Annotated in this window: 16 protein-coding genes; 10 read left to right on the top strand and 6 right to left on the bottom strand. The window is 72.5% G+C overall.

Features of this window, described 5'->3' with window-relative positions:
- Window positions 1-5: 5 nt before the first annotated feature.
- Window positions 6-1553 carry a chitinase gene (locus Phou_RS13435; RefSeq protein WP_218579015.1) on the top strand — a complete coding sequence of 516 codons (1548 nt, stop codon included), beginning with the start codon at window positions 6-8 and terminating at the stop codon, window positions 1551-1553.
- Here the strand turns inward: Phou_RS13435 and Phou_RS13430 are convergent.
- Entirely contained in the window at window positions 1550-3034 is a 1485-nt protein-coding gene (locus tag Phou_RS13430; RefSeq protein WP_246273528.1) for a serine/threonine-protein kinase, read from the bottom strand. The two genes, Phou_RS13435 and Phou_RS13430, sit on opposite strands and share 4 nt — an antisense overlap.
- Before the next feature lie 156 nt (window positions 3035-3190).
- On the opposite strand from Phou_RS13430, the gene Phou_RS13425 reads away from it, so the two are divergent.
- The 7 genes from Phou_RS13425 (at window position 3191) to Phou_RS13395 (ending at window position 9062) form a co-directional block, all read left to right on the top strand.
- Entirely contained in the window at window positions 3191-4027 is an 837-nt protein-coding gene (locus tag Phou_RS13425; RefSeq protein WP_173058330.1) for a patatin-like phospholipase family protein, read from the top strand.
- A complete protein-coding gene (locus tag Phou_RS13420) occupies window positions 4027-5034 on the top strand; it encodes a 1-acyl-sn-glycerol-3-phosphate acyltransferase (RefSeq protein ID WP_173056359.1) in 1008 nt (335 codons plus the stop codon). The genes Phou_RS13425 and Phou_RS13420 overlap by 1 nt, the downstream gene beginning before the upstream one ends.
- A gap of 25 nt (window positions 5035-5059) precedes the next feature.
- On the top strand, window positions 5060-5380 hold the full coding sequence (gene cutA / locus Phou_RS13415; RefSeq protein WP_173056358.1) for a divalent-cation tolerance protein CutA: 321 nt from the start codon (window positions 5060-5062) through the stop codon (window positions 5378-5380).
- Window positions 5381-5516: 136 nt separating this feature from the next.
- Window positions 5517-6539, top strand: a complete 1023-nt coding sequence (locus tag Phou_RS13410; protein ID WP_173056357.1) for a fatty acid desaturase family protein — start codon at window positions 5517-5519, stop codon at window positions 6537-6539.
- Window positions 6540-6579: 40 nt separating this feature from the next.
- A complete protein-coding gene (locus Phou_RS13405) occupies window positions 6580-7611 on the top strand; it encodes a cation diffusion facilitator family transporter (RefSeq protein WP_173056356.1) in 1032 nt (343 codons plus the stop codon).
- On the top strand, window positions 7608-7868 hold the full coding sequence (locus tag Phou_RS13400) for a 4a-hydroxytetrahydrobiopterin dehydratase (RefSeq protein ID WP_173056355.1): 261 nt from the start codon (window positions 7608-7610) through the stop codon (window positions 7866-7868). Before Phou_RS13405 ends, Phou_RS13400 begins: the two co-directional genes overlap by 4 nt.
- A gap of 60 nt (window positions 7869-7928) precedes the next feature.
- A complete protein-coding gene (locus Phou_RS13395; RefSeq protein ID WP_173056354.1) occupies window positions 7929-9062 on the top strand; it encodes an FHA domain-containing protein in 1134 nt (377 codons plus the stop codon).
- Between the two features lie 612 nt (window positions 9063-9674).
- Here Phou_RS13395 and rocD read toward each other — a convergent pair.
- The 4 genes from rocD to Phou_RS13375 all read right to left on the bottom strand — a co-directional run bounded on the left by rocD (window position 9675) and on the right by Phou_RS13375 (window position 15699).
- Window positions 9675-10883: an ornithine--oxo-acid transaminase gene (gene rocD / locus Phou_RS13390; protein WP_173058328.1), complete on the bottom strand. Its 1209-nt coding sequence runs from the start codon at window positions 10881-10883 to the stop codon at window positions 9675-9677.
- Window positions 10883-11683 (bottom strand): dimethylargininase, encoded by an 801-nt coding sequence (gene ddaH, locus Phou_RS13385; RefSeq protein WP_173058326.1) that lies wholly within the window; start codon window positions 11681-11683, stop codon window positions 10883-10885. The genes rocD and ddaH overlap by 1 nt, the downstream gene beginning before the upstream one ends.
- A 189-nt stretch (window positions 11684-11872) precedes the next feature.
- Window positions 11873-12454, bottom strand: a complete 582-nt coding sequence (locus Phou_RS13380; RefSeq protein WP_218579013.1) for a hypothetical protein — start codon at window positions 12452-12454, stop codon at window positions 11873-11875.
- Window positions 12455-12543: 89 nt separating this feature from the next.
- The gene (locus Phou_RS13375) at window positions 12544-15699 is read right to left on the bottom strand and encodes a lysine--tRNA ligase (RefSeq protein ID WP_246273527.1); all 3156 of its coding nucleotides are present in this window, start codon (window positions 15697-15699) and stop codon (window positions 12544-12546) included.
- Between the two features lie 92 nt (window positions 15700-15791).
- On the opposite strand from Phou_RS13375, the gene Phou_RS13370 reads away from it, so the two are divergent.
- Window positions 15792-16892 (top strand): carboxylate-amine ligase, encoded by a 1101-nt coding sequence (locus tag Phou_RS13370; protein ID WP_173056351.1) that lies wholly within the window; start codon window positions 15792-15794, stop codon window positions 16890-16892.
- A gap of 234 nt (window positions 16893-17126) precedes the next feature.
- Here Phou_RS13370 and Phou_RS13365 read toward each other — a convergent pair whose 3' ends face one another.
- A complete protein-coding gene (locus tag Phou_RS13365; protein ID WP_443094373.1) occupies window positions 17127-18227 on the bottom strand; it encodes an Fpg/Nei family DNA glycosylase in 1101 nt (366 codons plus the stop codon).
- 116 nt (window positions 18228-18343) lie between these two features.
- Between Phou_RS13365 and Phou_RS13360 the strand changes: the two genes are divergently transcribed.
- Window positions 18344-18928 (top strand): YidC/Oxa1 family membrane protein insertase, encoded by a 585-nt coding sequence (locus Phou_RS13360; protein WP_173056349.1) that lies wholly within the window; start codon window positions 18344-18346, stop codon window positions 18926-18928.
- The last annotated feature ends 6 nt before the right edge of the window (window positions 18929-18934 follow it).

The following is an 18934-nucleotide window of genomic DNA, read 5'->3' as shown; positions in this document are numbered from 1 at the left end:
CCGCAGTGACCCGCACCCGTACCCTCATCACCGCCCTGGCCGCGGGCGTCCTCGCCGCGACGGCCGCGATATGGCTGGCCCCCGCGGCGTCGGCGGCCACACCGACAGCCGCCTTCACCAAGACCTCCGACTGGGGTTCCGGTTGGGAGGGGAAGTACACGATCACGAACGGCGGCACGTCCACGATCACGTCGTGGACGGTGGTCTTCGACCTGCCCGCCGGCACTACCGTGGGGACCTACTGGGACGCGCTGATGACGTCCTCGGGCCAGCGCTACACGTTCACCAACCGCTCGTGGAACGGCACGCTCGCGCCCGGCCAGTCGACGTCGTTCGGCTTCCTCGGCAACGGCTCCGGTTCGCCGCTCAACTGCACGCTCAACGGCCAGCCGTGCGGCGGCGGCACCCCGCCGACCACCGCGCCGCCAACGACGCGCCCACCGACCACCGCACCGCCGACGACGGCACCTCCCACCACCGCGCCGCCGACAACACAGCCGCCGACCAGCCCGCCGCCGAACACCGGGCTGCCCAAGCACGCGCTGATCGGCTACCTGCACGCCAGCTTCGCCAACGGCTCCGGCTACCTGCGCATGGCGGACGTACCCGCCGACTGGGACATCATCAACCTCGCGTTCGGCGAGCCGACGAGCGTCACGTCCGGCGACATCCGCTTCCGGCTCTGCCCGGCCGCCGAGTGTCCCGGCGTCGAGTCGGAGGCCGAGTTCATCGCGGCGATCCGGGCCAAGCAGCAGGCCGGCAAGAAGGTGCTCATCTCGATCGGTGGGCAGAACGGGCAGGTCCAGCTCACCACCACGGCAGCGCGGGACGCGTTCGTGAGCTCGGTCAGCGCGATCATCGACCGGTACGGCCTCAACGGGCTCGACATCGACTTCGAGGGCCACTCGCTGTCGCTCAACACCGGTGACACCGACTTCCGCAACCCGACCACCCCGGTGATCGTCAACCTCATCTCCGCGCTGCGCACGCTCAAGCAGCGGTACGGGTCCGGCTTCATCCTCACCATGGCGCCGGAGACGTTCTTCGTGCAGCTCGGCTACCAGTACTACGGCTCAGGCCCGTGGGGTGGGCAGGACCCGCGCGCCGGCTCGTACCTGCCGGTGATCTACGCCATGCGCAACGACATCACCGTGCTGCACGTACAGGACTACAACTCCGGGCCGATCATGGGGCTGGACAACCAGTACCACACGATGGGCGGCGCGGACTTCCACATCGCGATGACCGACATGCTGCTGGCCGGCTTCCCGGTCGCGGGCAACACGGCCAACGTCTTCCCGGCCCTCCGCGAGGACCAGGTCGCGTTCGGCACGCCGTCGTCGGTGAGCGCCGGCAACGGGTACGTCGCGCCGGCCGGCGTGCAGCAGGCGGTCAGCTGCCTGGTGCGCGGGCAGAGCTGCGGCTCGTACGCACCGCGCAGCGGCACCAATCCCAACTTCCGGGGCCTGATGACCTGGTCGATCAACTGGGACCGCTACTACGGCTGGGAGTTCCGCAACAGCCACCGGCCGTTCCTGAACTCCCTGCCTTAGGACGCGGTCGCGAGGCGGGCGAGTGAGGCGTCGAGCGCGTCACCGTACACGCGGTCGATCGAACCCTCCAGCACCCGCTGGGCGACCTTCGAGCGGAGCTCGGCCACCGGTCCGGTCAGGTCCACCGGGCCGGTGGCCAGCTTCGACTCCAGGTTGTGCACGAGGTTGTTGAGATCCTGGCCGGCGTCGGGGCGGATCGCGCCCTCGGCGACGCCCCGTTCGATCAGGACGTCGATCTCTGTGATCACCTCGCGCACCGTCGGCGGGCGCGGGGGAGTCGTGGGCGGTGACGAGGGTGGCGGCGCGATCGGGCTGGCCTCCGCGGAAGGTGTGACGGCGGGCGGCGGCGCCGTCGTGGGTGCCACGGCCGCCGTGGTGTGCCCGGCGCCGCTGGGCGGTGGCGTCGAGTCGCGCAGCGACATTCCCAGCAGTACCGCCGATGCCAGCGCGACCGCCGACGCACCCGCGGCAACCGCGATCCTGGTGCGGCGCGAACGCCGGGGTGGGCGGTGCGCGGGCGTCCACTCGGGCTCCGCCTCGGCGGGCAGCTTGACGTCCGGGGGCGGCGGCGTGACCTCCACCGTCGGCAGCGTGACCGTCGGCGACAGCATCGTGGCCGCCTGTGGATCGGCGGGGAGCAGCTGGTCGCGCAGCACCTCGCCGACCTGCCGTGCGGTCGGGCGCTCGCGCGGGTTGCGGGCCAGGCAGCGGAAGCAGATCTCGGCCACCGCGGGTGGCAGCCCCGGCACGCCCTCGAGCCGGGGCACCTCCGGGTCCTCCAGCGCGCGGGTGAGGTCCTCCCACGTGTCCGCCGGGTACGGCGGCTGCCCGGTCAGCGTCTCGAAGAGCAGCACACCCAGGCAGTACGTGTCGGTCGCCGGCTGCGCGGGCGTGCCGTCGAGCCGCTCGGGCGCCACGTACGCCGGGGTGCCGAACGTGTCGCCCTCCTCGTCCTCGTCCGGCGCGCCGATGTGCGTGGCGATGCCGAAGTCGAGCACCTTGGCGCCGACCGAGGTCATCATGATGTTTGACGGCGTGACGTCGCGGTGCACGATGCCGAGCCGGTGCGCGGCGGCGAGCGCCTCGGCCACCTGCGCGCAGATCTCGACCGCCTCGGTCCACGGCAGCGGACCCTCGGTCAGCCGGGTCTCCAGCTCCGCGCCGGAGAGCAGCTCCATCACCACGAACGCGGTGACCGTGCCGTCCGGCGCGATCTCCTCGCCGTAGTCGTGGACCGAGGTCACATGCGGGTGCACGAGCTGGGCGGCCGCGCGGGCCTCCTCGCGCACCATGTCGCGAAACTTGGCGTCCGCGGCGAGTGACGGCGCGAGCACCTTTACCGCGACGACCCGGTCGAGCACCTCGTCGCGGGCGCGCCAGATGACGGACATGCCACCCGCACCGATGTTGTCGATCAGCCGGTAGCGCCGGGCGAGCAAGCCACCCGGCTGCAAGGGTGCCGTCATCTGCGGCGTTGCCATAGTTGTCGCACCTGCCTCAGGGTGGGGAGGTCGTATCAGGCTCCGTGAATCGAGTCGCCCTGTCAACGGCGTGTCGGGCAGACCTGACCGTTATCACGCGGCGTCATCTCGCGCCCGCGAAGCGCATCCGCGACTTCCCGTGCCACGATGAACGACATGGTCAGCGGCCCTGTGGCGTTTGTGCTCGGCGGTGGCGGCGTGCTCGGTGCCGTCGAGGTCGGCATGCTCCGCGCCCTCTTCCGGGCCGGAATCCGTCCCGATCTCGTGCTCGGCACCTCCATCGGTGCGGTAAACGGTGCCCTTGTGGCCGCCGAGCCGACCGAGTCGGTCACCGACCGCCTCGTCCGGCTGTGGGCCTCACCAGAGGCGAGCGAGGTGTACGGCGACTCGGTCGCCCGCCAGCTCCGCCGCTTCGCCGCCCGCACACACCTGCACTCGCCTCGCCCCCTGCGCCGTCTGCTGGAGCGTGAGCTCGGCGAGGCGACCCGTTTCGACGAGCTCAAGGTGCCCTTCCGCTGCTGCGCGGCGAGCATCGAGCGGGCGGCCGAGCACTGGTTCGTGAGCGGGCCGGTGGTCGAGGCGGTGCTCGCCTCCGCCGCCGTGCCGGGACTGCTGCCGCCCGCCGAAATCAACGGCGAGCACTACGTCGACGGCGGCATCGTCAACTCGATCCCGGTCGGCGAGGCTGTTGCGGCCGGTGCCAAACAGGTCTTCGTGCTCCAGGTGGGGCGCATTGAGCGACCGCTCAGCCCGCCGCGCCGGCCGTGGGAGGTGGCGCAGGTGGCGTTCGAGATCGCCCGGCGGCACCGCTTCGCCCGCGAGATGGCCGCGCTGCCGGACGACGTCGACGTGCACGTGCTGCCCACCGGGGGCGGCGAGCCCCGCGACGACACCCCGTGGGCGTACCGCGACCGGGCCGCGGTGGGCCGCCGGATCAGCCGGGCGTACACGGCGTCCCGCCGCTACCTGCAGTCCTATGTGGATGGCAGCTGATGCGGCTGCCGCCCCGGTGGGTGCGCCGGATCGTCCTCGGTCCGCTCGTGGTGGTGCTCGCCGTCGTCGCGGTGACGACTGTCCCACTGTGGCTGCTGGTCGCTGCCGCCGCTTCACCGCTCATGCCCGGCCGCCTGCGCCTGCTCCGTCTCTTGTGGATCGGCGTGGTCTACCTCGTCTGGGACGCCGTCGCGCTGGTCACGCTCTTCGCGCTGTGGCTGGCCTCCGGCTTCGGGTGGAAGGTGCGCTCGCCCGCGTTCCAGCGGGCGCACTACGTGCTGACCGGCCGATTCCTGCGCGCGCTCTTCTGGCAGGGGCGGTGGGCGCTGCGCGTGAGCATCGACGTGGTCGGCACCGACCCGGACACCGCCGCACCCGGCCGGCCCGAGGTGGTGCTGTGCCGGCACGCCGGGCCCGGTGACTCGTTCATCCTCATCCAGGCGCTCGTCAACTGGTACGACCGGGAGCCGCGCATCGTCCTCAAAGACACGCTGCAGTGGGATCCCGCGATCGACGTGATGCTCAACCGGCTGCCCAACCGCTTCATCGCACCCGGCCGTACGCCGGGAGACTCCATCGAGGCACAGATCGGTCACCTGGCCACCGGGCTGGACGACAACGACGTTCTGGTCATCTTTCCCGAGGGTGGCAACTTCACCCCACGGCGCCGCACCCGGGCGATCGAACGGCTGCGCGCCCGCGGGCACGCCGACATGGCGGCGCGCGCGGAGCGCATGCGAAACGTCCTCGCGCCACAGCCCGGCGGGATGCTCGCCGCGCTCGATGCGGCACCCGACGCGGGGGTGATTTTCGTGGCGCACACAGGGCTTGACCGCATGTTGACGGTTGCCGATGTGTGGCGCGAGCTGCCGATGGACAAACGCCTGGTCATGCGCTTCTGGTCGGTGCCGCCAGAGGAAGTGCCGAAGGAGCGCGAAGAGCGGATCGCGTGGCTGTACGACTGGTGGGCGCAGATCGACAAGTGGATCGAAACGTATCGCCTGTAACGCTGCTCGCGTATGGTGTCCGCCCGTGGAGCAGATCTGTCTGGTAACGACGGTCGTGGACGCGCGCTCGGTCGCCGACGTCCTCGCCGCTTCCGCCGTCGCCGGGCGCCTCGCGGCTTCCGCGCGCGTCGGCGGGCCGGTGGATAGCACGTACTGGTGGGACGGCCGCGTGGAAACCGCGCAGGAGTGGTCGGTCCAGTTCAAGACGGCGCCGGACCGCCTCGACGCGCTCGTCGACCATGTGCGCGTGGCCCACCCGTACGACGTGCCTGAAATCCTCGTAACCACTGTCGGCAGCGGCAATCCCGACTATCACGCCTGGGTTCAGGAACAAACTCGGCACTGACCCTTAGGGGTAGCGTTACCCCTACCCCACTTACGGGGGTTCCCAGGGTTCCTGATCGACGGCACAATGCGGAGACTTGTCTGCGTGGCGCCTCGCCGACCCGTCGGGGCGAAAGCCCTACGACGTGAGGAGAGGCATGACGGTCGGTGTCCTGGCGGAGCCTGCCCGAAAAAGAGGCAGCGACTACGCTCAGCTGTCGAAGCGTGTCAACGCAGCTGGCCTGATGGCGCGCCGGCCCGGGTGGTACGCGGCGAAGATCGCGTTTACCGCGGCGCTGTTCATCGGGGGATGGGTGGCCTTCTTCGCGGTGGGCGACTCATGGTGGCAGCTGCTGGTGGCGGTGTTCCTCGCCGTGGCCACCACACAGGTGGCGTTCCTCGGCCACGACGCGGGTCACCGCCAGATGTTCCGCACGCGCAAGCCGAGCGAGGTCACCGGCCTCATCGCGGGCAACCTGGCCACCGGCCTCAGCTACGGCTGGTGGATGGACAAGCACACCCGCCACCACGCCAACCCCAACCACGAGGACGAAGACCCGGATGTGGGCGCCGGCGCTCTGGTGTGGACACAGGCGCAGGCGTTGGAGCGCCGCGGTTTCGGCCGCTGGTTCGCCCGCTGGCAGGCACACCTGTTCTTTCCGCTGCTCACGCTCGAAGGGCTCAACCTCCACTACGGGAGCTTCCGCGCGCTGAAGGACACGCCGATGCGGCACCGGCGGCTGGAGGCGGTGCTGCTGGTGGTGCACCTGGCCGTGTACCTCGGTGTCCTCTTCACGGTCCTCTCGCCCGGCCTGGCGCTGCTGTTCATCGCGGTCCATCAGGGACTGTGGGGTGTCTACATGGGATGCTCGTTCGCCCCCAACCACAAGGGCATGCCGGTGCTCACCGCCGAGGACGACCTCGACTACCTGCGCAAGCAGGTGCTCACCTCGCGCAACGTGCGGGGCGGCAAGGTCGTCGACTTCGCGCTGGGCGGCCTCAACTACCAGATCGAGCACCACCTCTTCCCGAGCATGCCGCGGCCCAACCTCCGCAAGGCCCAGCCGATCGTGCGGGACTTCTGCGCGGAGCACGGCATCGCCTATGAGGAGACCGGCTTGATCGACTCGTACGGCCAGGCGCTGCGGCACCTGCACGAGGCCGGCAACCCGCCGCGCTGAGCGGCGGCGCGGCGGCTCTCCGTGCGGCAGGATGGGGGCCATGCCGGACGGGCACGACCACCCGCACCACCACCACGACGGTTGGTGGCGGCGGGTGGTTCATGCCGTCCGGCCGCACTCGCACGACACCGCCGACCACGTCGACTCGGAGCTGGAGAGCAGCCGCGAGGGCACCCGCGCGGTGTGGATCTCGCTCGCGGTGCTCGGCGTCACGGCCGTGCTGCAGGCCGCCGTGGTCGTCGTGTCCGGCTCGGTCGCGCTCCTCGGCGACACCCTGCACAACGTGGCCGACGCGCTGACCGCGGTGCCGCTGGCGATCGCGTTCGCGCTGGGGCGGCGGGCACCCACCCGGCGGTACACGTACGGGTTCGGCCGCGCCGAAGACCTCGCCGGCATCGTGATCGTCGTCTTCATCGCCGCCTCCGCGGTCGTCGCCGGCGTCGAGGCGGTCCGCCGCCTGCTCAACCCGGCCGACGTCGACCACCTGGCCGCGGTGGCGGTTGCCGGCGTGCTCGGCTTCGCCGGCAACGAGATCGTCGCCCAGTACCGCATCCGGGTCGGCCGCCGCATCGGCTCCGCCGCGCTCGTGGCCGACGGGCTGCACGCCCGCACCGACGGCTTCACCTCCCTCGGCGTGCTGGCCAGCGCGGGTGGCCTCGCGCTCGGCTGGCGCTGGGCCGATCCCGTGGTGGGCCTCGCGATCACGGCGGCCATCCTCGTGGTGCTCGCCGGTGCCGCCCGCCAGGTGTACCGGCGGCTGATGGACGCGGTCGACCCCGAGCTCGTCGACGCGGTCGAGCACGCGCTGGGGCACACCGAGGGCGTGCGCGGGGTGGGCGCGGTGCGGGTGCGCTGGATCGGCCACCGGATGCGCGCCGAGTGCGAGATCGTCGTCGACCCCGCGCTCACCGTCGTGCAGGCGCACGCCGTCGCGGTGGAGGCGGAGCACAACCTGCTGCACTCGGTACCAAAGCTGGGGTCCGCGATCGTGCACGCGGACCCGGAGCCCACCGCGGACAGTGACCACCACGAAGCGGTGGCACACCACCATCATCGAAGGGAGCTCTCATGAGCCTGGCCGAGCTGCCGGCCTGGAGCGGCGACGAGACCGAAATCACCCGCACCGCCGAACTGCCCGGTTTCATGGACGCGATCGCCGTCGTCGACCGCGTCGCGGTGGTCGCCGAGGAGATGAACCACCACCCGGATATCGACATCCGGTGGCGGACGCTGACATTTCGGTGCAGCACGCACTCGGCTGGCAAGGTCACCGAGCGCGACTACGAGCTGGCCCGCCGGATCGACGAAATCGTCGCAAACCAGGCCTGACCTGCACCTGTCGCAGGCGGCGGATCGCGGCGGCTGGCGGCGATCGGGCAGGATGTCGGCGTGAGGTTCGAAGTCAGCAAGGTGCTCGACGCCATCGAGCAGCGCCTCACCACCGATCCCGCGCTGGCCCGCGCCGTGGTCGACCTCGCCGAGGTGGTGCGTTACGCCGACCTCGACGGCGGCCGGCCGGCCAGCTTGCTGCGGCTGGGGCTGGTGGTCGACGCGCTCGCCACCCAGCTAGCCGAGGACAACGCCGCCGTCTACGCGGTGGTCCACCGAGGCCTGCTCTCCGACGCCGACCTGACGTCCAACGAGCGCATGGTCGTGCGCCGCTGGGCCGACGACGGGCTCGTCGAGGTGCTGCCGACGGTCGGCGACCGGGTGCTGGAGGTCGCCGACCTGCTCGGCCTGCCGGTGCTGAGCCGCATGCGGTTCGAGGGCGTGCGCGAGCGCTACGGCTGGCTGGCCGGCCAGGCCGGGCGCCTGATGGCCCCGGTGCCGGGCAAGACCGGCGCCACGCTGGTCGCCCAGGTCGGCGGCGGCGCGGTGCCCGCGATCGGCGCCCCCGACCCGGTCGGCGCCAAGGTGCTCGCCCGGCTGTGGCGCTGCCCCGAGGGCAACTGCGCCAACTTCGGCGGTGGCGGCGGCGCCTTCGCCGACCTGGCCCCCGAGCGGCGCGCCGGCGGCCAGCCCCCGCCCACGCTGCACACCGGCTCACCCACCTGCCCACGGCACGGCACGCCGCTGACCGACGTGGGCGCGAGGCCACCCTCCGAGGCGCTGGCGGTCCGCGTGGGCGGCGTGATCCGCCGCCGCTTCGTCGTGGCCGAGGACACCCCGGTCGTGGTGGGCCGCGCGCCGGAAAAGGGCATCATGCTCGGCCAGTGGCTGAGCGAGGAGGCCCGGCGGTGGATCAGCCGCAGCCACGTGCGCTTCGAGATGCGCGGCGGCGACGTGGTGGCCCAGGACGTGAGCACCAACGGCACCGGCGTCCGCCCGGGCGGCTCGATGGACGAGGCCGAGCGCATGACCCTCAAGCGCCAGAGCCGCGTCCTGTCACCCGGCGACCTGATCGAGCTCTACCCCGGCGTCCACGTGGGCAAGGCCCGCACGCTCATCTCGGCCGCCCCGCTGACCGCCGTCTCGGTCATGGCCGAGGCGCCGACGCTGTCCATGCGCATCCTGGAGCGCTGACACCCTTTCAAACCGAAGCGAGCTACCGCGACGCCCGTCGTGGTCCGGACCGCTGCTCCCGCAGCGTCACCCTCCGCCGCTGGTCCAGCTCACCCCAGGAGCCCGTTCCGGCAGATCTTGGCAAGTTGGCGTCGAAATATCGCGCTAACTCACCAAGATTCGAAGCTCACACCGCTGCACCTGGTCGACAGTCACCGACAGCGACACCGGAAGCTGTCGCGCGGCAAGCAATCCCAACTCCGAAGTCGAGGCGCCCTGACTTGCTCGCCCACCCCACCCGAAACCTCTGGCTCACCCCGGGCTTGCGCACCGGCCTGGGCGGCCAAGCCCCGGCGCTGCGATCCAGGCGTCCGGGGCCTTCCAGGGCTCGCTGGGCGGCGCGACGGCGTGCCTGCGCGGCGTCGATCAGTTGGAGGCGCGCGGGTAGCTGCGGGTGGGCGCATTGGTGCGCCCAGCTTGAGAGGCGGCGCGCGGCCAAGGCCACACCCGCCTCGGCCAGCGGCTTTAGCCGACCCGGGCGGCGGCGGCGCACACAAGCCCCCACGACCGTCCACCCCGGGGCTGCGGGGGTGCTGGGGCCCGTGGGCACCGGGCCCGAGCTGGGCGCGGGTGTCAGAGGATGGCGGCTAGCTGCTCCACGGCCCAGTCGAGCTCGGCGGGCTGGACCACCAGGGGCGGGGCCAGGCGGATCGTGGAGCCGTGGGTGTCCTTGGCCAGCACGCCGCGCTCGGCCAGGCGCTCGCACGCGGCCCGGCCGGTCATCAGGGCCGGGTCGATGTCGACGCCGGCCCACAGGCCGCGTCCGCGCACCGCCAGCAGGCCGTGGCCTACCAGGGCGCCCAGGTCGGCGTGCAGGCGTTCGCCCAGCTCGGTGGAGCGGCGCTGAAACTCGCCGGTCTTCAGCAGGCCCACCACCTCCGTGGCTACGGCGCAGGCCAGCGGGTTGCCGCCGAACGTGGAGCCGTGCTCGCCCGGCCGCAGCACGCCCAGTACGTCCTGGTTGGCGGCCACCGCGGACACCGGCACTATGCCGCCGCCCAGGGCCTTGCCCAGCACGTACATGTCGGGGACCACGCCCTCGTGGTCGCAGGCGAACGTCGTGCCCGTGCGGCCCAGCCCGGACTGGATCTCGTCGGCCACGAACAGCACGTTCTGGGACGTGCAGAGCGCGCGCACGCCGGGCAGGTAGCCCTCGGGCGGCACGATCACGCCCTGCTCGCCCTGGATCGGCTCCAGCAGCACGGCGACGGTGGTCTCGTCGATCGCGGCCGCGATCGCCTCCAGGTCGCCGTAGGGCACGACCTTGAAGCCCGGCGTGTACGGCCCGAAGTCGTCGCGGGCGTCCGGGTCGGTGGAGAAGCTCACGATCGTCGTCGTGCGCCCGTGGAAGTTGCCCTCAGCCACGATGATGGTGGCCTTGTCGTGGGGGACGCCCTTCACCTTGTACCCCCACTTGCGGGCCACCTTCACGGCGGTCTCCACGGCCTCGGCGCCGGTGTTCATCGGCAGCACGAGGTCCTTGCCGCACAGCTCGGCCAGCTCGCGGCAGAACGTGGCGAACTGGTCGTGCACGAACGCCCTGCTGGTCAGCGTGAGCCGGTCGAGCTGGGCGTGCGCGGCCGCGATCAGCGCCGGGTGGCGGTGGCCGAAATTGAGCGCCGAGTAGCCGGCGAGGCAGTCGAGGTAGCGCTTGCCGTCGATGTCGGTGACCCAGGAGCCGTCGGCCGAGGAGATGACTACCGGCAGCGGGTGGTAGTTGTGCGCGGTCCACCGCTCGGCCTCCGCCACCGCGTTGGGCGTGCGGACAAGATCATCCACGATCACGACCGTACCTCCAAGGTGCAGCACTTCGGGCCGCCGCCGGCTTTGCGCAACTCTGACAAATCAACGCCAATTGTGTCGTATCCGCGATCACGTAGCGCGGTTGCCAGGCCGGTTGCCTGCGCCGGAAGCACGACGTGCCGCCCATCGCTGACCGCGTTGAGCCCGAGCACCGCGGCGTCCGCGGCTGAGGCGTGGATCGCGTCCGGGAAGAGCCGCCGCAGCACCGCCTGGCTGCCGGGCGAGAAGGCCTCGGGCAGGTACGCCACGGTGTCCTTGTCGAGCACGCACAGCGCCGTGTCCAGGTGGTAGAAGCGCGGGTCGACCAGCTGCAACGTGACGGTCGGCCGGCCGAAGATCTCCTGCGCCCGGTCGTGGGCGGCGGGCGTGGTGCGGAACCCGGTGCCGGCCAGCAGCAGGTCGCCGGCGAGCAGCATGTCGCCCTCGCCCTCGTTGACGTGCTTGGCCTCGTGCACCTCGAAGCCGGCCCGCTCGAACCAGTGCGCGTACGCGGGCGCCTCGTCGGCACGCTGCGGGTCGCGGAACTCCACCGCGAGCACCTGGCCGTCGATGACGGTGGCGCCGTTGGCCGCGAAGACCATGTCGGGCAGCCCCGGGAGCGGATCTATCTCCTCGACGGTGTGGCCGAGGTCGAGGTAGACGCCGCGCAGCGCGTCCCACTGCCGCACCGCGAGGTCGGCGTCAACCGGGGCGCTCGGGTCCATCCAAGGATTGATGGCGTACTCCACGGCGAAGTACGTCGGCCGGCACATGAGGTATCGCCGGCGAGTGGCGTCCATCGTCATGCGCTCTACGCTATTGGCGGTTGACCTTCAGGAACCACCGATGAATCTTGCTTCTAGCGGCGATTCGTTGCGCGTTCGGCGCCTTCCATGCGCAAATCATTCCATGCGCAAACTTTGTGGGGCGGCCCTACCGGGCCGCCCCACAAAACCCGGCGGCCCGGTAGGGCCGCCGCCAACTCTGCGTCAGAACCGGTCGACGGTCTGGGTGTCGAGCCAGTTGCGCAGTTCGCCGACCTTGTCGCTGGCCGTGGTGATCCACGACAGCGAGTCGGTCACCACGAGGATGCCGAAGACGACCGCGCCCAGGCCGAGCACGAGCGCCAGCATCGCCTCGGAGCGGCCGGCCACGTGCCGGCGCCCGGTCGCCGAGACTCCGGCGATCGCGAGCAGGACGGCCAGCCCGCCGGCCACGATGCCGTAGCCGGCCAGCACGCCAGTGAGCGTGGCCAGCGCGGCCACGACGCCGACGATCAGCGCGAGCGTGGCCATGAGGCTGGAGCGCGGACGCGGGCCTACCGGCTCGGGAACCGGCTCCGGCTCGCGGCGGGTCTCGACCCGATCCACCGGCTTGATCTTTTCGGTCGGTGTCTCGTCGACGACCGCCGGCCGCTCGCGGACCGCGTTACGGCCCGCGTCCCGGCTAAAGGTCCGCTCGTCTTCCTTACGCTCGATCCGGTCTTCGGCCCGAGCCTCGGCCCGGCCCTCAGCGCGGGCGGCGTCTTCTCGTTGCGCCTCACCTCGGCGCGTCAAGGATGGGATCCGCACCGTTGCGCACCTCCTTATGCGGGCGCGGAGCACTTCGTTTTGGCCACCGCGCGGGGGATGCCCATCGGCATACCCAGATGCGTGAGAAGTCATGCACCGCGCCCGCCGAGCGTCCGGCGTGCCTCCCGGACCAGCGGGAACGGCAGGGTCTCCCGGATCGAGCGGCCGGTCAGCAGCATCACCACGCGGTCCGCGCCGAGCGCCAGCCCGGCGGTCGGTGGCATCGCGTACTCCAGCGCCTGCAGGTAGTCCTCGTCCGGCTCGGTGAGCTCCGGGTCGTCCGCCGCCGCGGCGGCAAGGCGGCGGCGCTGCTCGACGGGGTCGGTGAGCTCGGAGCGGCCGGTACCGATCTCCGCGCCGTACGCCACCAGGTCCCAGCGCTCGGCCAGCCGCTCGTCGGTCGGGTGCGCGCGGGCCAGCGGCGACAGCTCCACCGGGAAGTCCACGTAGAAGGTGGGCGTCGTGGTGCGGGCGGCCACGAGGCGCTCGTACATCGCGCGCAGCAGCGCACCCCGCTCCACCCGCTCACCGCTCTCGACGCCGGCCGCCTCGGCCAGCAGGCGCAGGTCGGAGTCGCCGGTGTCCGCCGAGACGAAGTCGCCGAGCGCGTCAGAGAGCGCCTGGTAGAAGGGCACGGCCGGCCAGTCGCCGGTCAGGTCGTACTCGACGGGCGTGCCGTTCGGGCCCGGCCGGTAGGCGACTGTCGAGCCGTACGCGGCGAGTGCCGCCCGCTGCACCAGCGTCTGCGCGAGCATCCGCGTCGTGCGGTGGTCGGCGTACGCCTGGTAGGCGGAAAGGAGCGTGAACTCCGGGTTGTGCTTGGCGTCCACGCCCTCGTTGCGGAACGAGCGGCCCAGCTCAAAGACCCGCTCGACGCCGCCCACGACGAGCCGCTTGAGATAGCGCCCCGGGCCCACACGCAGGTACAGGCGCAGGTCGTAGGCCCCGGCCCGGGTGGTGAAGGGGCGTGCCGCGTCCCCGGCCGGCACGCGCTGGAGCACCGGCGTCTCGACCTCCAGGTAGCCCCGGTCGATCAGCGTGTCGCGCAGGCTCTGGATCGCGGCGCTGCGGGCGCGCAGCACGTCGCGGGCCTCGGCGCTGGTGATCAGGTCGAGGTACCGCTGCCGCGCCCGCGCCTCCGGTCCGGCCAGGCCGTGCCGCTTGTCCGGCAGCGGCCGCAGGCACTTGGCGGTCAGCTGCCACGCCTCGGCCCGCACGGACAGCTCGCCGCGGCGGCTGGTGACCACCTCGCCGCGTACGCCGACGTGGTCACCGATGTCGACCGTGGACCGCCAGGCTTCCACGTCCTCGTCGACCATCACCTGCAGGTCTCCCGTCCAGTCCCGCAGCGTGACGAAGCAGACGCCGCCGTGGTCGCGCATCAGGACGATGCGGCCGGCCACCGCGGCCGTCTCGCCGGTACGCGTGTCGGGCGGCAGCCCTTCGTGCCGGATCGTCACCGCGACCGTGTTGTCGGTGCGCGGGAAACCCGCCGGGTACGGGTCGCCGCCCGCCTCGATCAGCCGTTCCCGCTTGCCGAGCCGGATGCGCGCCTGCTCGCAACGGTCGGGCTCGTCGTCCGTCGCCGTCGCCGCGTCCTCCTCGACGTCCACCGCCGGCGACGCACCGGCGACCGGCGGCACCACGAGCGCCGCCGCCACCCGATGCACCTTCGGGACGTCGCCGGGCTTGGCCACGCACGTGTACCGCGGTGTCCACCGTGGCTGGTATCGGGCCGCCTCCGGGTACCGCCCCACGCCGAGCGACACCGAGTCGACGCGCAGGCTGGGCGCCGCACGCATCAGCTCCGCCACGAGAAACTCGACCGCGCCGGGGTCGGCGTCCGGCGCGCTCGCCGCCACGTCGAGGCTCAGCCCGTGCGCGCCCCACGGCACGAGAGACAGCAGCGCCTGCGGTTCGTCGTCGGCGTCGTACGCCTCGACCAGCACGCACCGGCCGTCGTCGGGGTCACCCAGCCGCCCGAGGGCGCCGGCACCGCCCCATGAGCGGATCAGCGCCGCTGCCACCTCAAGCTCCTCTTCGGGTACCTCGGAGAGCCGGCGAACCGATGCCGTGTACCCGGCCCGCTCCACCCGCGCGACAGCCTGCCGCACCGGGCGCATGTGCCGGCCGTCCAGTGTGAACTCTCCGCTGTGGAGGATCGCCTCGTCGCCGGCGAAGGTGGCGGTGAGGCCGGCGCGCGCGTACGCCGTCGCGCCCTCCTCGCTGGCGCCGGTGACGGCCGGCGTCCACCCGTACCGGTCGGCCTCCTCCAGCCACGTCGCCACGGCCGGTCTCCACGCCTCGGGATCCCCGATGGGATCGCCGGTTGCGAGGCCGACGCCGTTGGCGACCCGGTAGGAGACGGCCGACTTGCCCGTGAGTGAGAAGGCGGCGAGGTGGTCCCGGCGGGTGGCGAGGTAGCCGAGGGAGTCGCGGTCGCCGTACCGGCGCAGGAGCCCGCGGACCCGCTCCTCGTCCTCCTCCGGCAGCGTGGCCTCGGCGCGCTGGGCGCGGCGGTGTGTCCAGAGGGCCGCGAGGACCGCCAGCCCGCCGAGCAGGCCGAGCACGAAATCCACCCAGCCGGGCGCCCGCGCGCCGCGACCGGGGTCGACGACGGCGCCGCCGAGCACCTTTTCCGCCGCGTACGCCCAGCGCTGCCCGGCCCCGCCCAGGTCGCCGGGAGACACCGTGACGAGCACGTACCCGATCACCACTCCCACGGCGGCCAGCAGCGCGAGCACGACCCCGGCCACGCCTGGCCGGCCGGGCCGCAGCTGTGCGGTGAAGTCCCGCCGGGCGACCAGCAGCACGATCACCGCGAGCAGGGCGACGCCGCCGTTGACAGCGGCGACGACGCGGTCGCCCGGGCCGATGCCGGCGTTGTCGAGGCGGCCGGTCGGCATGGCGAGCAGCACCGCGCCGACGGTGGCGGCCACGGTGAAGTACGCGAGGAGGATCGCGTACGCGAGGCGCTTGCGGTGGGCGGTCGCGATGGCGAGGACGGCGACGAAGGTGGCGTAGCCGAGGTTGGGTGGAATCGGGACGAGTGGCGCGCCGAGGTCGTCGCGTACCACGTCGGTGAAGACACCGACGACGGCCGCGACCGCGGCGACCAGCGCGACCGCCCACAGGACCGACGCGAAGATCCTGGGCAGGCGCGGCGCCCGCGGTCGTGGTGCGGCGGGCTCGGTCTCGAGGGGCGTCTCGGCATGGGTCAACGGCTGGCCCAGGGTCGCGGTCACAGAGCCTCCTACCGGAAGGGTGGCGGATGTGCCCATTATGGGAGTATTTTTCGGAAAACGGCGGTGTTTCCGGCGGCGGGGGATCTGGGTACATGGCAGCGGTGCAGTTGACGGTGGGCGTGGAGGAGGAGTTCCTCCTACTGGACGCCGAGAAGAGCCAGGCGGCACCGGCCGTCGACGCGGTGCTGGCCGAGGTGACCGACGACCTGCGGGGGCAGATCGCGCGGGAGTACCTGACCAGCCAGATCGAGATCAACAGTCCGCCAGGGCTCGACCTGCGGGCCATGCGACATTCGCTGGGCCTCCTGCGCGCGGGCATCGCCTCCGCCGCCGAACGGGCCGGAGCGCGCGTGGCCGCCATCGGCTGCTGCCCGGTCACCGGACCGGAGCCACCGGTCGTCGACGAGCCGCGCTTCCACCGCATGGTCGAACGCTTCGGCGCGCTCTCGCCCGGCCCCGGCCTCAACGGACTCCACGTCCACATCGGAATCCCCGACCCGCACACCGGCGTCCAGGTGCTCAACCACCTGCGCCCGTGGCTCCCCCTGCTGCACGCGGCCACGACAAACTCGCCCTTCGCGGAGGGGCGCGACAGCGGCTACGCGAGCTGGCGGTCGGTGATGTGGGAGCGTTGGCCGTCGGTCGGACCCACGCCGTTCCTTGAGTCGCACGACCACTACGAGGACCTGGTGTCGAGGCTCATCTCGTCCGGCGCGATGCTCGACGAGGCGATGCTCTACTGGTACTCGAGGCTGTCGGCCCGCTACCCCACGGTCGAGCTCCGCCTTGGCGACGTCTGCCCGAGCGTCGACGACACGATCCTGGTGGCCGCGCTGGCCCGCGGCCTTGTCGGCACGGTGCTGAAGGACATCGAGGCCGGCCGCCCGGCACCGCAGGTCGACCAACCCCTGCTCGCCGCCGCGCACTGGCGCGCCGCGCACGACGGCCTGGCCGGCCTCCTCGCCGACCCCGCCGACCAGCGCAGCCGGCCCGCGTGGCACCTCTTCCAGCGCCTGTTCGAGACCGTGCGGCCCGAGCTGGAGCGCAGCGGCGACCTGGAGCTGGCGACTCTCCTGATGGGACGGCTGCGGTCCCGGGGCACGGGCGCGTCCCGGCAGCGCGCCGTCTACGCCCGCACCGGCGACATGGCCGCCGTCCTCGACTACCTCACCCTGCCGACGACCCCGGTCTAGAGATTTTGAGCTACCGCGATGTCCGCGGTGGTCCGGACCGTTGCTCCCGCGGCCTCACCCTCCGCGCCTGGTCACGCTCACAAAGCCCGGCCGGGCGCCGAGGTTCGGGGGCTTGTCGCGCGGAGCCGGCAGCGCAGGCCGGGGCATTCGGCGAGCGCTGGCGAGCCGCCGGCCGGAGCGGTGCCCGCGGGAGCGTGCGGTGCGCAGCTGGCGCGGACGCGGGCAAATCTGCCTTCAATCGGGTTGGCAGGTGGGGCACCAGTAGGAGTTGCGGCCGGCGAGGCCGGCGCGCTGGATCTCGGTGCCGCAGATGAGGCAGGGCTGGCCGGCGCGGCGGTAGACGTACACCTCGCCGCCGTGGCGGTCGACCCGCGGCGCGCGGCCCATCGCCTCGGGCATGTGGTGGCTGTGCACCGTGTCGATGCGGCCTCGGGTGACGCCTTCCTTCATCAGCTCGCGCAGGTCGATCCAGAGGTCGCCCCACTGGGCCGGGGTGAGCAGGCGGCCGGCGCGGGTCGGCGGGATGCCGGCGCGGAAGAGGACCTCGGAGACGTAGACGAGGCCGGGGCCGGCCACAGTGGACTGGTCCAGCAGCAGCGCGGCCAGCGGCGTGGTGCTGCGCCGGATGCGGGCGAACGCCGCGTCCGGGTCGGCGTCGTCCCGCAGCGGGTCGGCGCCCAGGCGGGCGCGGAGGGCGTCGGGGTCGTCGAGCAGCTCGCAGGCGGCCGGGCCGCGCAGGTCGATCCAGTGCCGCTCGGTCTCCAGCCGCATCCGCACCTGGCCCACCGGCGGCGGGGTCGGCACGTCGCCGTCGCTGAAGACGCCGTAGAGGCCCAGGTGGACGTGGAGCGTGCGGCCGTGCTCGTAGTGGTGCAGGAGGTGCTTGCCGTAGGCCTCCGTGTCCAGTAGCACCGTGCCGGAGATCAATGCGGCGCCGGCCGCGAAGCGCCCCTGCGGGCTGGACACGGTCACCCGCCGCCCCGCGAGCAGGGAACGGTGCTGGGCGGCGAGCCGGTGGATGGTGTGGCCTTCGGGCACAGCGACCAAGCGTACCCAGCTCACTGGCGCGGGCTTTCTACGCTGGCGGGCGTGAGGGCGCTGATGGGGTTGCTGGGCGCGTGGGCGATCGCCCTCGCGTTCGCCGGGCAGCCCGCCGAGGTCGCGCTCGCCGTCGCGGTCGGCCTCCTCGCGGTCGCCATCGCCGGCCAGCTCACCGGTGCACTGCGTGCCGCCGCCCCGCGGCCGGTCGGATGGGCCGCCGCGCCGGTGCGGGCGCGGGCCGCCGTGCCGCGCTACCTCGATCCGGACGCCGCCGGGCGTCCGCGCCCCGAGCACCCTCGGCTCACCCCTCCGCCGCGTAGCCGCGATCCGCCCCGGACAGCTCCGGAGGGCGGTCGGGCGCGTGGCGGCATGCCGTCCTGTCCACGCGGTCGTCACCGAGGGGTCTCACCGTGCTCGATTCCGTCGTCAACCTTGCCCATTCCGCCGTGTCCACGATCGCCACCGGGGTCGAGCCCGCCTTCGGGCCGGCCGCGACGGCCGCCGCGATCGTGCTCTTCACCGTCGCCGTCCGGCTGCTGATCTCGCCGTTGAGCTGGGCGCAGATCCGGGGCGCCCGGGTCTCGCCGCTGGCCGGGTGCCTGCCCGCGCTGGTACAGGCGCCGTTCTTCTTCCTCATGTACCGCCTCTTCACCAAGCCCGGCGACCTGCTCGACGCCACGCTCGCCGGCGTGCCCCTCGGGCACCACCTCACCGACGGGCTGAGCCTGAGCGCCGTCCTCGTCTACGCCGTGCTCCTCGCGCTGCTGACCGCGCTCGCCCGGCTGTCCGCGCGGCGGATGCGGGAAGCGCCGGTGGCGGCCGCGCCCAGCCCCGAGGTGGAGCGGATGCAGGAGCAGATGCGCCGGCTGATGGTGCTGCTGCCGTACGGCACGCTGGCCGTCGCCGCCTTCGTGCCGCTCGCGGCCGGGCTGTATCTCGTCACCACGACCGCGTGGACGGCGCTGGAGCAGGGCGTACTCCGGAGATATCGATGAGTGTTG

This window comes from Phytohabitans houttuyneae, from assembly GCF_011764425.1.
Lineage (GTDB): Bacteria > Actinomycetota > Actinomycetes > Mycobacteriales > Micromonosporaceae > Phytohabitans > Phytohabitans houttuyneae.
Note: the sequence above shows the minus strand (reverse complement) of the source record. Positions and strands in the feature narration are given on the sequence as shown.

Coding starts and splice junctions, on each gene's coding strand:
- Phou_RS13430 (WP_246273528.1), bottom strand. CDS start 3,034: ATGGCAACGCCGCAGATGACGGCACCCTTGCAGCCGGGTGGCTTGCTC.
- Phou_RS13425 (WP_173058330.1), top strand. CDS start 3,191: ATGGTCAGCGGCCCTGTGGCGTTTGTGCTCGGCGGTGGCGGCGTGCTC.
- Phou_RS13420 (WP_173056359.1), top strand. CDS start 4,027: ATGCGGCTGCCGCCCCGGTGGGTGCGCCGGATCGTCCTCGGTCCGCTC.
- Phou_RS13410 (WP_173056357.1), top strand. CDS start 5,517: ATGACGGTCGGTGTCCTGGCGGAGCCTGCCCGAAAAAGAGGCAGCGAC.
- Phou_RS13405 (WP_173056356.1), top strand. CDS start 6,580: ATGCCGGACGGGCACGACCACCCGCACCACCACCACGACGGTTGGTGG.
- Phou_RS13400 (WP_173056355.1), top strand. CDS start 7,608: ATGAGCCTGGCCGAGCTGCCGGCCTGGAGCGGCGACGAGACCGAAATC.
- ddaH (WP_173058326.1), bottom strand. CDS start 11,683: ATGGACGCCACTCGCCGGCGATACCTCATGTGCCGGCCGACGTACTTC.
- Phou_RS13370 (WP_173056351.1), top strand. CDS start 15,792: ATGGCAGCGGTGCAGTTGACGGTGGGCGTGGAGGAGGAGTTCCTCCTA.